The 14,656-nt window shown below is 61.4% G+C and carries 10 protein-coding genes; 1 reads left to right on the forward strand and 9 read right to left on the reverse strand.

What is annotated here, in order from left to right:
* Window positions 1-216 precede the first annotated feature (216 nt).
* Together FYK55_RS09155 and amrS are read right to left on the reverse strand one after the other, a co-directional pair.
* Window positions 217-915 (reverse strand): hypothetical protein, encoded by a 699-nt coding sequence (locus FYK55_RS09155; protein ID WP_150076094.1) that lies wholly within the window; start codon window positions 913-915, stop codon window positions 217-219.
* Between the two features lie 120 nt (window positions 916-1,035).
* Window positions 1,036-4,155: an AmmeMemoRadiSam system radical SAM enzyme gene (amrS, locus tag FYK55_RS09160; RefSeq protein WP_201743661.1), complete on the reverse strand. Its 3,120-nt coding sequence runs from the start codon at window positions 4,153-4,155 to the stop codon at window positions 1,036-1,038.
* Between the two features lie 158 nt (window positions 4,156-4,313).
* Between amrS and FYK55_RS09165 the strand changes: the two genes are divergently transcribed.
* Window positions 4,314-5,210 carry a sugar phosphate isomerase/epimerase family protein gene (locus FYK55_RS09165; protein ID WP_150076096.1) on the forward strand — a complete coding sequence of 299 codons (897 nt, stop codon included), beginning with the start codon at window positions 4,314-4,316 and terminating at the stop codon, window positions 5,208-5,210.
* 52 nt (window positions 5,211-5,262) lie between these two features.
* On the opposite strand, the gene FYK55_RS09170 is transcribed toward FYK55_RS09165, so the two are convergent.
* From FYK55_RS09170 to mnmG, 7 genes are all read right to left on the reverse strand, one after another.
* Window positions 5,263-6,129 carry a hypothetical protein gene (locus FYK55_RS09170; RefSeq protein ID WP_150076097.1) on the reverse strand — a complete coding sequence of 289 codons (867 nt, stop codon included), beginning with the start codon at window positions 6,127-6,129 and terminating at the stop codon, window positions 5,263-5,265.
* The gene (locus tag FYK55_RS09175; protein WP_150076098.1) at window positions 6,129-6,611 is read right to left on the reverse strand and encodes a hypothetical protein; all 483 of its coding nucleotides are present in this window, start codon (window positions 6,609-6,611) and stop codon (window positions 6,129-6,131) included. The genes FYK55_RS09170 and FYK55_RS09175 overlap by 1 nt, the downstream gene beginning before the upstream one ends.
* Window positions 6,612-7,044: 433 nt before the next feature.
* Entirely contained in the window at window positions 7,045-8,517 is a 1,473-nt protein-coding gene (gatB, locus tag FYK55_RS09180; RefSeq protein WP_150076099.1) for an Asp-tRNA(Asn)/Glu-tRNA(Gln) amidotransferase subunit GatB, read from the reverse strand.
* A 111-nt stretch (window positions 8,518-8,628) separates the two neighbouring features.
* The gene (gatA, locus tag FYK55_RS09185) at window positions 8,629-10,089 is read right to left on the reverse strand and encodes an Asp-tRNA(Asn)/Glu-tRNA(Gln) amidotransferase subunit GatA (RefSeq protein ID WP_150076100.1); all 1,461 of its coding nucleotides are present in this window, start codon (window positions 10,087-10,089) and stop codon (window positions 8,629-8,631) included.
* 125 nt (window positions 10,090-10,214) lie between these two features.
* Window positions 10,215-11,576: a sensor histidine kinase gene (locus tag FYK55_RS09190; RefSeq protein ID WP_161604389.1), complete on the reverse strand. Its 1,362-nt coding sequence runs from the start codon at window positions 11,574-11,576 to the stop codon at window positions 10,215-10,217.
* A gap of 229 nt (window positions 11,577-11,805) precedes the next feature.
* Entirely contained in the window at window positions 11,806-12,393 is a 588-nt protein-coding gene (locus tag FYK55_RS09195; protein ID WP_201743662.1) for a response regulator, read from the reverse strand.
* A gap of 359 nt (window positions 12,394-12,752) precedes the next feature.
* Window positions 12,753-14,582 (reverse strand): tRNA uridine-5-carboxymethylaminomethyl(34) synthesis enzyme MnmG, encoded by a 1,830-nt coding sequence (mnmG, locus tag FYK55_RS09200; protein ID WP_150076103.1) that lies wholly within the window; start codon window positions 14,580-14,582, stop codon window positions 12,753-12,755.
* Between the last annotated feature and the right edge of the window lie 74 nt (window positions 14,583-14,656).

Consider the following 14,656-nt stretch of genomic DNA (forward strand, 5'->3'; position numbering starts at 1 on the left):
CCGTTGGCCCTCCCCATTCGTTGAGGCCCCCGTTCCCCGGCCTTTCAGGCCGGGCTGGGCAAACGTTCGGGGCGTTGCCCCTTTGGTCCCAACATGACGGCCGACGCGCACGGCGGGCCGAAGGCCCTGCGGTTTGCCTAGCCCAGCCCGTGTTCGGGCTGGGTCTCTGTTGCAAAAGGAACCAGAGGGCCGAAGGCCCGGCCGATTGCGTGACGATTAGCGTGCGACGATCGAATCGAGCGCGAAATCGTCACGCGGGTCGTACGGATAGAACTGACGCGCGACGCGTTTCGCCAAGACTCCCAGGTACAGCTTTTGGAACCGTGATTCGGTCGTCTCGCTGGTGTACTGGCCGGCCGTCGTGGGATAGGTGAACTCTTCCATCTCCGAACGATAGAGTTGCTCGCCCGTCTTGGCATCCACAACCGTGATCACCACATCGGCGCGTCCACGGTACAAGGTCGCACCGTCACGGAGCTTCAGGTTTGCGACTTCGATGGCCAGCACCTTGTCGGCATCGACCCCGCGTCCGATTTCGGCGAATTCCAATTGATCCCAGCCGTGGGTATCGCGCCAGTTGGCGATCTTATCCTCACGGACAATCTCGATGTCTTTGATTTGTTGCTTCAACAACTGGGTCACGTTGCGTCCCAGAATCCGTGCGGAGGGATCGTCGCTGAACTGGCTGTTTTCGGTCAGCGTCACCACCGCGACCCGGCTCTCTTCCAACCCCTCATAGGCCGCGGGCGCTTTGTCGCCGCCGGCCGCGTGGATCAGGTTGGCCGCCAGACCCAGGCATCCGGATTGGGTTGCCAACAAACTGGCCACGATCAAGCTCATGCACAACGTCACGGCGGCGGGCCGAGCCATCGCTCCGACGGCGTGTCCAGAGGGTCGATTGTTTGCCAAACGCATCAGCACAAAATCCTTTTCGTGTCAGAATTCCCGTTGAAGCCCAACGCATAAGCAATTGGCGGGGTTGCCCGCAAGCCGACTTCCCTGAGCATCCGACCTTGGCCAACAATCAACCTTCAATCAGGGGGCCCAGATGACACCGGCATAGCCGACCACTCGCGTTCGATCGCCCCCCGCGTCGGCGCTCGTTGCGTAAGCAATTTCTTCCGCCACCGGCTGGATCCCCAACGCATTCATCGTCATCAACGTCAAAGCCGCCGGCAAACGCCCGCACATGCTGATGTCTTCTTGCTGGCAAACCCGCAACAGCCTTTCACCGTCACCGGTCGCCAAAGCGTCCAGGGCCATCCGATCACGGCGGCGATTTTCGGCATCCGCCGCGAAATGGTTCATGTCACTACTGACCACCAACAGGGGAGGGTCCTGCTGTGACTGCAACCAGCTTGCCAGGGCTTCGGCGGCGGCACGCAACTGATCCAAACTGCCCCCTTGCATCGCGATCGCGGTCAACCGAGCCTGAGGGCAGAACCGCACCATCCAAGGCAATTGGACTTCGATCCCGTGCTCGCGGCGATGGGCATTGGAATCCAACTCCATTGCGGGAAGGCAGCCGGCCAGTTCCGTCGCGGTCGCCACGTCACCGTCGATCGACGTGGCCGCCGAGAGCATCCATCGGTCGTGGGGTGCCACGGCCCAATCCACACCGTCGCGCGTGTGCTTCGGGCCGATGATCAGCACACGCTGAGGAATCTCCAGTCGCCTCCAAACCTCCGCAGCAACCCGACCGCTGTACTGCAATCCGGCATGGGGAACCATCGCCGCAAACACTTTTCGACGTTCGCAGTCAGGCAGGTCGGAAAGCAGCTCCTGCACCAGTGCTTCGCGCGAGGAGTCATCCGCTGGGTAGAACTGGCCCGCGACGGCGGGCGGTCGGGCAGCAACCTGCGCTTGGGCTCGGGGACCGATCGAAGCGCGGATGGTCTCGGCCGTGCACTCGCACCGCATGGAATACAGCTGGGGACTTTGGCCGAAACGTTCCATGGTTTTTGCCGACCGCACGACCGCACGGGCATCGCCGTCCTGCTGATAGCACACCGACCAACAAATCCCGTCGGTGATGATCACCGCACGGCCTTCCTTTTCCGCCTCAGACAGATCCGAATCGTCCGCCAACCCGTGGTGCACACAATCTGCCAGAACCGCCAGTTCGACCACGCATTGTTCGGCCGATGCTTCCCGACCCAGCCACGTGGCAACCTGTTCGGTCATTCGGTACAGCGAGGATTGCAGCGGCCAGGTCTCTTGCACTCCAAGTTGAAACCACTGCTGCGAGCCTTTTTCCGGATGCGTCGCGGAGACGATCAGCCCCGAGACTTCCAGATCACTGAACTCAACGGCGTAGTACATCGGCGTAGCGCCCAACTGCATCGCCACCAGGTTGCCGTGGACCCACCGTCGACAGGCGGTCAGTTCTTGTTCGCCCAGTCGGGACACCGGTCGCGACCTCACCGTGGGGTCCATTGCCAAGCGTTCGCCAAAGTGAACGCCATCAAACAAGCTCAATTCCGTGTTGTCGTTCAACCACGCCCCCGCCGGCAAACCCGCTTTGCGGCAGACGGCATCCAGAAACTGGCGGGCGTTCCACCCCTGTTCGGTCGCGACCTGCGGCAACAGCAGGCCCCCTTGGCCGCCGCACTGGATCCGCAATCCATGTTCGCCCACCTTCACCAGGTCTTCACGCTCAGCACCGACGGCTTCGACCGGACGTACCGGCCCCAACAACGAGACGGATAATTCCAGGTACGGCAGTTCCGACGGCGACAACCGGGTCAACCGGGGATCGCGTGACGTTCGCGAGGCCGAATCGGCCAAAGATTCGCCCAAAGTGGTCAAGCTGCCCTGGCGGCCACAACATCCGCGCAGCGTCTGTCCGCGTTTGACGGTCACAAAAACGCCGTGAATCGGCAGATCCGCCAAGTCGCCCAAATGCTCCGTTGCGGTGCCGGGGTCACCTCCGCACGCGGCCAATTGGACCATTCGGGAGGCGACACGGTGAATCGTTGTTTGCTGTTGATCGGTCAGGGAAGTCAGCACGTCGGCCTGCTTGATTGAAATGCGTTCGTTGACCCCGCTTCGAAGTCCGGCGGGCTCGTCCGTTTCGTGTTCTGGTGTCACCGTTGGAATCTGTGGAATGTGAATCCGCTGTCGTCTCGCACCCCAACGGCCGGGCCCCTCCTCGAACACGCCAGGCACGACCGTACCACATTGCGAGCAGGCACTGCCCGTCAACTGGTAGCGACCAATTTGGTGCCAGTCCCGTTCGATCAACAGCTGACCACAATGATGACAGTAGGTGCTTTGTCGTTGGACGTCGTGCACGTTTCCCACGTAGACGTAGTTCAAACCACAGTCGCGGGCAACGTCGTAGGCCATCTGCAATGTCGCCGGCGGCGTGGGCGGACGGTCGGTCATGCGAAAATCGGGATGGAAGGCCGTGAAATGCAACGGCACGTTCGGCCCCACGTTGTCATACAGCCACTGCGCCATGCGGCGGATCTCGTCGGGCGAATCATTCGCATCGGGGATCACCAGATTGGTCAGCTCGACCCAGCAGTCGGTTTCATTGCAGGCGTATCGGATCGTGTCCAGAACGGGAGCGAGATGAGACCCGGTCAGTTTGAAATAGAACGTCTCATCAAATGACTTCAGGTCGATATTGGCCGCATCCATCGCGGCATAAAAATCGCCGCGTGCCCGGTCGGTGATGTACCCGGCTGTGACGGCCACGGACTTCAGACCGGCGCGGCGACAGGCATGGGCCGTGTCGATCGCATACTCGGCCCAGATCACGGGATCGTTGTACGTGAACGCGACACTCCGGCAGCCCGCCCCCGCAGCCGCGGCGGCGATTTCGTCGGGCATTGCCCGGTCGCTCAACCGCGTCACCTCGCGGCTTTTGGAGATGTCCCAGTTTTGGCAGAACTTGCAGCCCAGGTTGCAGCCGGCGGTGCCAAAGCTGAGCACGGCGGATCCGGGCAGAAAATGATTCAGCGGCTTTTTTTCGATCGGGTCCACGCAGAACCCGGTGCTCTTGCCATAGGTTTCCAACACCATTTGCCCGCCCACGTTTTTGCGGACAAAGCAAAATCCGCGATCCCCGTCTTTCAATCGGCAGGCTCTGGGGCACAGTTCACACAGCAAGCGCCCATCGGGTTCTCGGGAATACCATTTGGTTGCCATCGCTCCGCCATTCATTTCGCCACCATCGATCGGAATTGGACTCCCCTCGGACGCCTTGGTGCATTCGAAGCGGTCTGCACACACCCGCTGCTGCCTGTATCATTCGCAGTTCCATGGATTCAGCATACACCGCTTCCCCCTGCTCCTTCCGGATCGCCATGAACATTCGACGCCGTGAATTCCTGGCCCTGTCCGCCGCCGCACTCGCCGGCCACATCCGCCCGGCCGCCGCCGCCGATGCCGCGAAGACGGAAAACACCCTGTGCGTTTTCACCAAACCCTTCAACTCGCTGTCGTTTGATCGTCTGGCCGAAGCGGTCGCGGAACTTGGGTTCGACGGCATCGAGGCTCCGATCCGCAAGGGAGGACACATCGAACCGGAACAGGCCGCCGATGAACTTCCGAAATTGGTCGAAGCGCTCGCGCAGCACAACTTGGAAGTCACCGTGTTGACGTCGGACATCAACGACCCGCAGGATCCGCTGACCGAAAAAGTTTTGCGGACGGCCGCGACACTTGGCATCCGACGCTACCGGATGAAGTACGTCCGCTACGACGACGAAGTTCGTATCGATGACCAGCTGGCCAACTGGCGAGACCAGTTCCGGGACCTGGCCGCACTCAATCACGACTACGGTGTGACGGGGCTGTACCAAAACCATGCCGGCCGGAATTACATGGGCGCGCCGCTATGGGACTTGGCGCGCGTGCTGGAAGGGATCAATCCTGCCGACCTGGCCGTCGCTTACGATATCCGTCACGCCACGGTCGAAGGCGGCACGAGCTGGCCGACGACGTTTCGGATGATCGCGCCCCACGTCGATACCGTGTACGTCAAAGATTTCGTTTGGAAAGATGGCCAGGTCCAAAACGTCCCGCTGGGCCAGGGACGCGTCGATCCGAGCTTTTTTTCAATGCTCCGCCGATCCGGATTCCTTGGTCCGATCTCGCTGCACGAAGAATACTTGGATCATCGCGACGCCGACCTGGTGCCGCAGCACCTGCAAGCCATCCAACAGGACCTCAAAACACTGCGGGCGTGGATCACCGCCTGAAGGTGACGCCGGGGCATGGGTGCCGCGTGCGATCGGTCAGACGCTCACGCGATCAAGGCTTTGAGGACGGTGTCGCTGGAACCAGGAACCCGACGGCCGACAGGCCGATCAAACACCACATCACCGAAAACAGCAGGTGATTGGAGAACAGGGCGATCGAGGTGAACAGCACGACGCCGACCGTTGCCGCTGCCCTGGGCGGCATTAGCCACATCCCCAACCCCACGACCGTCTCGGTCACGACCACGCCTCGGCTGTACCAGGTCGCGATCTCACGCAGCGTCTCCGGACCGAAATGCCCACGGACCCAGTTGAACGTCCAATACTGACGCTCACGAAAATAAATGTCGTAAAACACCTCTCCGGACCAATACTCCGACGTCCATTTTCCGACCGCACCGCCGATCAGAATCATCGACCCAATCGCGCGGGCTGCAAACGCGCCCCGCCGGAGCAATCGGTCCGGACGGTCCCGTTCCATTCGGGTGCAGAACCAAAACGACCACAACTGCGTCCACCAGCTGGTGGTGAAGGTCGCGTCGTTGTAGGTCGCCTGATGCACGCACAGAATCGACAGGGAGGCCACTGCGGCCGCGACTGCCAGGGTCCGCAGGCGGCCCCAGCGGTTCGCGATGAGGGCACCGACCAGCGTCGTCAACACCGCGACCAGGTAAGCCCAACGGACGACCGACGCCGAACGAGCCCAATCCGGGAAGAAGGGATCAGCGAGCGGGATCTCCCCGTCTACCTGATCGGCGATCCGAAAGAAGCTGCCCTTCCAGACCAACCCCGCCACCACCGCGATTTGAACCATCCGGTAGGCCATGACCACCTTGCGTCGCGAGGTGGCAGCGTCGTCCACGGAATGTTCTCGGTCGTCCGATTCCGAAGGGTTGGAGACGGCGGTTTCGCCATCCATCAGTCAGCCTCCTGGACAATCCATTCAAAGCCGCCACCGCCCACCGGTTTGGCATGGATGACGGTTTTGATCTGTTGCCCCCGATAACGCGTCCACACGGTCACCCAGCGATCCTTGCCGGGACGCAGATGACGATACCGTCCATCCGCGAATGTCAGAACGCGCAGCGGAAAATGGTTGATGTATCGCCGATTCGATTCGGGTTCCAAGAACGACACGATCAAGTCCTCGGGAAGCTCACGGACCTCGTATTGGTTTGCGAAGTTGTACATCGCGGGGATCGGAGCCTGGAGGGCCCACGCGGCGAACGATCGGCTGCGCAAGTGAAACCGCTTCATCGTGGCCTGCGCGACAGCGGGCACCCAGGGCGTCAACAGCAGCCACGCGGTGACCGCTCCGATTGCCAACAGCAGCACCGGAAACAAGGGGTCCCGAGCTTGCGAGTTTTCGGGGAGGGGAGCATCCGAAACTTTCGTTTTCACATCACCAACTCAAACCTCTTCCCGAAGGAAGCTGAAGCACTGCGGCGCATCGTCGCTCGGTCGTCGATGACATTCCGAACATTTCCATCCTAGCAGGCAGCAAACACCACCGCAGCGCGAACCGAGCCAGGTAGCCGGGGCCTGTCCAGCCAGACGGCGTGTCTATGAGGGTAGCCACGTTCGCCAGAGCGTGGTCTGCACCGCGCCGGCCACCGTCTGGCGACGGTAGCTACCTGATCTGCCATCTGCCGTAGGCACGCTCGCCAGAGCATGGTCCACACCGCGCCGGCCACCGTCTGGCGACGGTAGCTACCTGATCTGCCATCTGCCGTAGGCACGCTCGCCAGAGCGTGGAACAGAAGGCATCGCCACCGTCTGGCGACGGTAGCTACGTCAACCTCGTGACGAGCAAGCCCCGAGTAGCGCGGTCCAGCTAGGACGCTTCGATCTGACGCAGGGCGACTTCGCGAACCAGTTGGGGATTGGCGTTGGGATTGCGCTTCCGGGCCTGGCCGATCAACGCACCGACGGCTTTGGTGTTGCCGCCTTTGACGTCCTCGACCACCTTCGGGTTGGCCTGCAGCAGTTCGGCGACAAGCGATTCGATCTCCGACGAGTCCACCGACTCGATGCCCAGAGCTTTGATCGCCTCGTCCACCGAGGCATCGTGTGCCGCCAGATGTTTGAACACGTCGCGGGCCCGGTCGTTGGTCAGATCGCCGGCATCGACTTTGGCAAGCAACTCGCCCAGCTGCTCCGCCGCCACGCCGAACGATTCGACGTCGGTGCCCTGCTCTTTCAGCGTCCGCATCACGTCCTGCTGCACCCAACTGCTGGCGCGTTTGCCATCACCAGACGTCATCGCGGCGGTGTCAAAGTATTGGACCATGGCCGGTCCTTGCGACACGATCACATCAGCGTCATAGATGGAAATCCCGTGCTGCGATTGCAACCGCTGCCGGGCTTCGTCGGGCGTTTCTCCCAGCGACTGCCGCAACTGCTCGACCCGTTCACGGGGGATCCGAATCGGCAACAGATCGGGACAGGGGAAATAACGATAATCAGCCGATTCCTCTTTCTCACGTTGCGGGTAGGTGACCTCTTTGACGTCGTCCCAGCCGAACGTGCGTTTGCCGCGCGTCTTGATCGTTTGGCCCGTCTCCTGCCACTCGGCCAATTGACGCTCGGCTTCAAAGTGCAGCGCGCCGGCAACACTTCGAAAGCTGTTCATGTTTTTCACTTCCACAATCGGAGTGGCGATGACGTGTTCGTCCTGCTCGATGTGCAAGTTCACGTTCGCATCCACCCGCAAACTTCCCTCCTGCATCTCGCAGTCCGACACGCCCAGGTGGGTCATCGTCTCTTTCAATTTCGTCAGGTACGCAAGCGCTTCTTCGGCAGTCCGCAGATCGGGTTCGCTGACGATCTCCAGCAGTGGCGTCCCACAGCGATTCAGGTCGATCCGGCTGTCGCCCCTTCCGGATGCCTCATCATGCAAGCTCTTGCCCGCATCCTCTTCCAGGTGCGCACGAATGATCCCGATTCGCCGGGTCGCGTCCGGGTCGGCCGGATCGGTGATTTCCAGGAAGCCGTCGGCGCAGATTGGCAAATCAAACTGGCTGATCTGATAGCCCTTGGGAAGATCGGGATAGAAGTATTGCTTGCGATCCCACTTGGTCATCGGGGGGATACTGCAATTGATCGCCAACCCCGCGCGCACCGCCAGTTCGACGGCCGCTTCGTTGATCACCGGAAGGGCCCCCGGAAGCCCCAGGCAAACCGGACAGACTTGTGTGTTGGGCGGGCGACCAAATTGCGTGCTGCACCCACAGAACAACTTCGATTCGGTCTTGAGTTGGACGTGCACTTCCAAACCGATGATGGTCGTCGTGGAAAGCTTGGACATCGTGAAAGGTTTTGTGGGAGCGGGAGAAGTCAAGGTAATCAAGAAAACGCCGCGGACAGTCGGCCGTTTGTGCAGCCCGGATCCGGCGGCCGGGTCATGGTGTCGATCGGATCAAGGCGTCGGCCGCCGCGTGTGATGATCGGTCGCCGATTGGAAAGCGGACGCGACGAACAACAACCGGCCTTCCTCCAAGGGTGGTCCTTGCAGCTGGATGCCGACGGGAAGTCCCTGCTCGTCAAACCCGCCGGGCAAAGAAATCGCAGGGACGCCTGCCAGATTGGCTCCCACCGTGAACAGGTCGCACAGATACATCTGAATCGGATCGTCGACCTTCTCTCCCAATTTGAACGCCGGGGTCGGCGTCACCGGGCCCAGCAACAGGTCGACTTGAGAGAAGGCCGCATCGTAATCGCCACGGATCAACCGCCGGACTTTCAACGCCTTGTTGTAATACTCGTCCGCATAGCCTTCGCTCAGTGCGTACGTGCCCACCATGATCCGCCGTTTCACTTCGTCGCCGAAGCCCTCGGCGCGGCTGCGGCAATACATCGACAACAGATCTGTCACGCCCTCGCTGGCACGGTGGCCGTAATGGGCGCCGTCATAACGCGACAGATTGCTGCTGGCCTCGCTGGGCGCGATCACGTAGTAGGTCGGCACCCAATACTCGCGATGCGGCAACTCCACGTCGATGATTTCCGCCCCCAAATCGGCCAGAACCTTGATCGCATCCCGCACCGCCGCTCGGACCGAATGGCTGATCCCCTCGGCATCCAACGATTCGCGAAGCAGGCCGATCTTCAACCCGCGGAGGTCTTTCGACTTGGTCGCCGCGGCGTAATCCGGGACCGGCTGATCGAGGGAAGTAGAATCCCGAGGCTCGAACCCGGCAATCGTGTACAGCAACAAGGCGCATTCATCAGCCGACCAGGCAATCGGACCGACCTGATCCAGACTGCTGGCAAAGGCGACCAATCCGTACCGGCTGACGCGACCGTAGGTGGGCTTCAAACCCGTGACACCGCAAAACGCACTCGGCTGGCGGATCGATCCGCCGGTGTCCGTCCCCAGGCTCAGCGGGACCGTGCCGGCGGCGACCGCCGCCGCCGCCCCACCACTGCTGCCGCCCGGAGTCCGATCGGTATCCCAAGGATTTCGCGTGATGCCAAACGCGCTGGTCTCGGTGCTGGCCCCCATGGCAAATTCGTCCATGTTGGTCTTACCCACGATCACCGCGTCGGCCCGCCGCAAACGCTCAACCACGGTCGCGTCATAAGGAGGGCGGAAATCACGCAGCATTTCGGAGGAACAGGTTGTCGGCATGTCCTGCGTGCACAGCACATCCTTGACCGCCACGGGCACCCCGGCCAGCGGCCCCAGGTCCTCGCCCGCGGCGCGGCGCTGGTCGACCGACTTGGCGACTCGCAGGGCACCTTCCCGGTCAACAAAGGTGAACGAGTGGTGGCGGGGCTGGGACGCCTCGATGGCATCCAGCGCCTTCTGAGCGATTTCAACCGCGGAAACCTCTCCGGCGGACTGCAACCGCAGCAATTCCAAAGCAGAATCAAGCATGTGGACGAAACTCGTGGGACCAAAGAAACCGGGCAGAGAAGGATTATCGGCCATCGCCGGACAATCGCCTACCGGTCTAAACACGCCCACCACAGCGACGCGGACGGCCCGATCGGCCGCCCCGTTTAGCGCAAAACCAATCTGGCGACACAACCGGCCAGGCCCGCGGAAAGCTCGATCGTCGCGTCGTGCAACGCCGCGATCCGATACGCGCGGCAAAGCCCCAGCCCCAGCCCTCGGCCGGCCTCGCGGCCGCTGTAGAACGGATCGAACGCGTGGCGAGCGGCCTGGGGATCCAACCCTGGACCGCTATCGGCGACGCGGATCTCCCACGGCCCAGAATGACCGGAGGGGTCGGAACGGCCGGACGGCTCCGACGGGTCGGGGAATTCGGCCGGCCGTAAAGTGACGACCACCGTGCCCGCTTCGCCCACCGCCTCAACGGCGTTTCGGATCAATACTCGAACCGCTTCCAACACCATTGCACGATCGGCCTGGACGGTCGCCGGTCCCGAGAACGGTTCCAATTCAATCTGAATCTCCTGTTCCTCGGCCTGCTCGGCAAAATCGTCGACGGCGTCCCGGACCACCGCGTTCAAATCCACGGCGTCCGGATTCGGTTCCGGCGGATTGGCGTAGAACATCAGTCCCGCGATCATTTCGTGGGCCCGGTACACCTGCTGGACGATCTGGGCCAGCGATTGGGCTCGCTGTGGATCCGCTTCGCCCTGTTGAAGTTGCTGAGCCCGGGCGGAAATGTTCGCCAACGGATTGTTGATTTCGTGGCTCAACCCATACGCGAGTTGCTGTGCCGATTCTCGATTGCGTCGCTCCAAGACCTCGCTGAACGCGCCGTCGATCGCCGACCGCTGAAGTTGCCTCTCGGCAAGCGACTGCAACAGCATGCTGCCCCGCAACGGCACGTCGTCCTGATCCGGATCATCCCACAGGATGGAAGGCCAGGTCCGCAACCAGTCCTCGGGAACTTCCGGCCCCAAGACTTCCAACCAGTCCCTGGCCTGGTCGACCCACTCGCTCGGTTGCAACCGCCAACAGCGCGACATCAAACGTGACCAACGACGCTGGTCAATCGCCGTGATTCTCGGTGCCGCCAACAGCCACTCGCCGCCGGAAAACAAATCGCAGGAGGACTCGATCAGCCACTGGGCAAGATCGGTCGCGGCGACAAATTGCCCGCCGCTCCAGTGTGCCAGGGCGAACATCAGCAGCGGAGGATCCCGACGCAACGTTGCCGCAACCTCGCCGATCCGCACCGACGACGCCGACGTGATCAGCTCCATTCGGTCCGAACCCGCGGCGTCCCGATCCAGCATCGCTGACGTCAGTGTCGTCAACGCCCGGTCGGACAAAGGCAACCACCAACGTCCGCCGGAGAACTTCAGCGGCGGCAGCACACCCCACCATCCCAGGTCACCGGGGACCGACGGATCTTTGGCGTGGTGGCGGAGACTGGTCACCGCGTTCATCCCGAATTCGTTCGAAACGTCATGAGGGAGGTCCAGAAAGCAATGCCGACGGGCAAACCCAATCGACCCGACCGCAACGGGGAACCTGCTGACCGGGATGTTCCCCCCGGGTGACAAAGACACACGATCAAAAACGACGCCACCGGAGCGGAACACCGCTCCGGTGATTCGTGATGCCGTTTCCCGCCAACACGCGGGAGTCGCGGACGACGCCGTCCGTCGTCGAAATTCAGTTCGGGACGTTGCGTTCCATTTCCAGCAAGTCGCAAGCCCGCACCACAAGGTCATCGATGGCAAACGGCTTCTGCATGAAGTCGTTCGCGCCGGCCGCCTTCAACGCGTCCACCTTGCTGTGCTCGACCATTCCGGAAATGCACAGGATTTTCACCATGTCCAAAGCCGGATCGCTGCGCACCCGCTGGCACACTTCTTTCCCATTGATGTCTGGCAACATCACGTCCAACACGACCAGGTCCGGCCGAAACTCTTTGACGCCCATGCCGGCGTCGAAACCGTTGTTGGCCGTCCGAATGTCAAACCGACCGTCGCGTTCAAAGCCGTCTTTCATCAACTCCACCAGATCCTGGTCGTCGTCAACGATCAACAGCTTTTTCTTGCCGCTTTCCAGAGCGTCGGTCGGAATGCCGTTGTCTTTCATGAACAGGTAAAGCTGTTCACGAGGGATCCGCCGGAACTTACTTCCGGGGACCCGAAATCCTTTCAGCGAGCCATTGTCAAAGCAACGAATGATCGTTTGCTGGCTGACTTTGCAAATCTTGGCCGCTTCGCCTGTCGTAAAGACCGTCTTGGTGGTCATCGCAGAAACCATCCTCCCTGCAGGACGAGCCGTTTCCCAACCTGTGCGTTGTCGTGGACAAGCCGCTCATCGCCCTGCCCAGGTGCATGTCAAATTTGATGCTAGCAATCGCCAACATCCTGTGTGGGTCACTCGACCCGCACGACATGCGTCTTTTAGCAAGACCCCCACGCTTCCGCACAAGAGCATTTCAGTGCCAAGTTGTGTCAAAAACGCAGGTAGCAGCAAACTCCGAAACCTTCAAGCTTGCCAAGCTTGCCCGACCTGCGAATCTTAACGCGTTGACCGCCGACGTCAAGATCAGCTTGGGGCCCCAATGCCCCACATCCAGGTAAGCCAATGCCCCGCATCCATGCAATTCAGCGCCCCGCTTCCAGGTAGGCCAGCAGCAGTGCGATGTCGGCCGGCGTGATGCCGCTGATCCGTTGGGCCTGGCCCAGCGTGATCGGTCGGATCTCGCTGAGCTTTTCGCGCGCCTCGCTGCGCATGGCAGTGATCGTGGCGTAGTCGAAGGTTCCGGGGATCTTTTTCTTGAGCATTCGCTGCTGCCGCTGGACTTCATTTTTCTGCCGGCTGACATAGCCCTCATACTTGATGTCGTACACCACCTGCTGGGCAGCTTGGGGTCCGATGGCCACCAGTTCCGGGACGATTTCGCACATCCGTGACCAATCGACCTCGGGGCGGCGGAGGTAGACATCGCCCGCCACATCGCCTTTCGCGGTGGACACTTTCACGCTCCGCAACTGTTCCAGCGCACGATCCATTTGATCCAGTTTGTCGGCGAAGCGTTCACGGCGTTGCGAATCGATCAATCCCAACTTGTCCGCGTCGGGTGTCAATCGTCGATCGGCGTTGTCCTGGCGCAACAGCAGTCGATACTCGGCCCGGCTTGTGAACATCCGATAGGGTTCATCGGTGCCGCTGGTGACCAGATCATCGACCAGCACACCAATGTAAGCCTGGTCGCGCGAAGGCACCCACGGGGCTTGCCCGGCAATACGGCGCGCCGCGTTGGTCCCGGCGATCAAACCCTGTCCGGCGGCTTCCTCGTAGCCGGTTGTCCCGTTGATCTGCCCGGCCAAGTACAAGCCCTCGACGCGTTTGGATTCCAGGTGCGGCCACAGCTGTGTCGGCGGGCAATAGTCGTACTCCACCGCATAGCCGTAGCGCATGATGGTGGCGTTCTCCAATCCCGGGATCAGCCGAAACATTTGGTCCTGGACATCGCGGGGCAGACTGGTGGAGATCCCATTGACGTAGACTTCTTCGGTGTGATGCCCCTCGGGTTCCAGGAACAATTGGTGAGCGTCTTTGTCAGCGAAACGCACCACCTTGTCTTCGATCGATGGACAGTAGCGCGGACCGCGTGAATTGATTTGCCCGCTGTACATCGGCGCCCGGTGCAGATTGGCGCGGATCAAATCATGAACCGCCACGTTGGTCATTGCGATGTGACAGGGAACCTGCGTCAGGTTCAACGTATCGTTCAAAAACGAAAACGGCTGGGGCACGTCATCGCCGGGCTGCTCGTCCAGGCTTTTGTAATCGATTGTTCGGCGGTTCAGCCGCGCCGGCGTGCCGGTCTTGAAGCGATCGATTTCAAACCCCAACCGGTTCAGCGCTGCGCTGATGCCCGTGGTCGTTCCTTCACCGGCTCGGCCGCCGGCCGTCTTGGCATCCCCGGTGTGCATGATGGCCGACAGAAACGTTCCGGTGGTCAAGATGATCGCCGGCGCTCGATACTCGGCGTCACCCCGAACACGCACCCCCACGACTTTTGTTTCGCCGCCGGCCTGCTCGGTCAACAGGTCCTCGACCGTTTCCTGACGCAGATCCAAATCCTCCTGCAGCTCGATGCGATGCTTGATGTACTGCTGGTAGGCTTTCTTGTCGGCCTGCGCGCGGGGGCTGTGCATCGCCGGACCCTTGCGGCAATTGAGCAACCGAAACTGGATCCCGGTCCGGTCGATGGCCTCTCCCATCAACCCGCCGAGCGCATCGACTTCGCGCACGATCTGTCCCTTGGCGACGCCGCCGATGGCCGGATTGCACGACATTTGGCCGACCGTATCCAAATTGGTGGTCAACAACACCGTGCTGGCGCCCAGACGCGCCGCTGCCGCGGCCGCTTCGGTCCCGGCATGCCCGGCTCCAATGACGATCACGTCGTATTGATACTGAATCATGAATTGAATTCTCTTGTCACGAATCGACGCCGCGCCGGGCGCCAGTTTCCCACGCAAGTTTCACGCTCCGAGAG

The sequence above is a fragment of the Roseiconus nitratireducens genome (assembly GCF_008629675.1).
In the GTDB taxonomy this organism is placed as follows: Bacteria; Planctomycetota; Planctomycetia; order Pirellulales; family Pirellulaceae; genus Stieleria; species Stieleria nitratireducens.

Excerpts from the sequence above, each read along its gene's own strand:
- FYK55_RS09155 (WP_150076094.1), bottom strand. The coding sequence starts at position 915 with ATGCGTTTGGCAAACAATCGACCCTCTGGACACGCCGTCGGAGCGATG.
- amrS (WP_201743661.1), bottom strand. The coding sequence starts at position 4,155 with ATGGCAACCAAATGGTATTCCCGAGAACCCGATGGGCGCTTGCTGTGT.
- FYK55_RS09165 (WP_150076096.1), top strand. The coding sequence starts at position 4,314 with ATGAACATTCGACGCCGTGAATTCCTGGCCCTGTCCGCCGCCGCACTC.
- FYK55_RS09170 (WP_150076097.1), bottom strand. The coding sequence starts at position 6,129 with ATGGATGGCGAAACCGCCGTCTCCAACCCTTCGGAATCGGACGACCGA.
- gatB (WP_150076099.1), bottom strand. The coding sequence starts at position 8,517 with ATGTCCAAGCTTTCCACGACGACCATCATCGGTTTGGAAGTGCACGTC.
- gatA (WP_150076100.1), bottom strand. The coding sequence starts at position 10,089 with ATGCTTGATTCTGCTTTGGAATTGCTGCGGTTGCAGTCCGCCGGAGAG.
- FYK55_RS09190 (WP_161604389.1), bottom strand. The coding sequence starts at position 11,576 with ATGAACGCGGTGACCAGTCTCCGCCACCACGCCAAAGATCCGTCGGTC.
- FYK55_RS09195 (WP_201743662.1), bottom strand. The coding sequence starts at position 12,393 with ATGACCACCAAGACGGTCTTTACGACAGGCGAAGCGGCCAAGATTTGC.
- mnmG (WP_150076103.1), bottom strand. The coding sequence starts at position 14,582 with ATGATTCAGTATCAATACGACGTGATCGTCATTGGAGCCGGGCATGCC.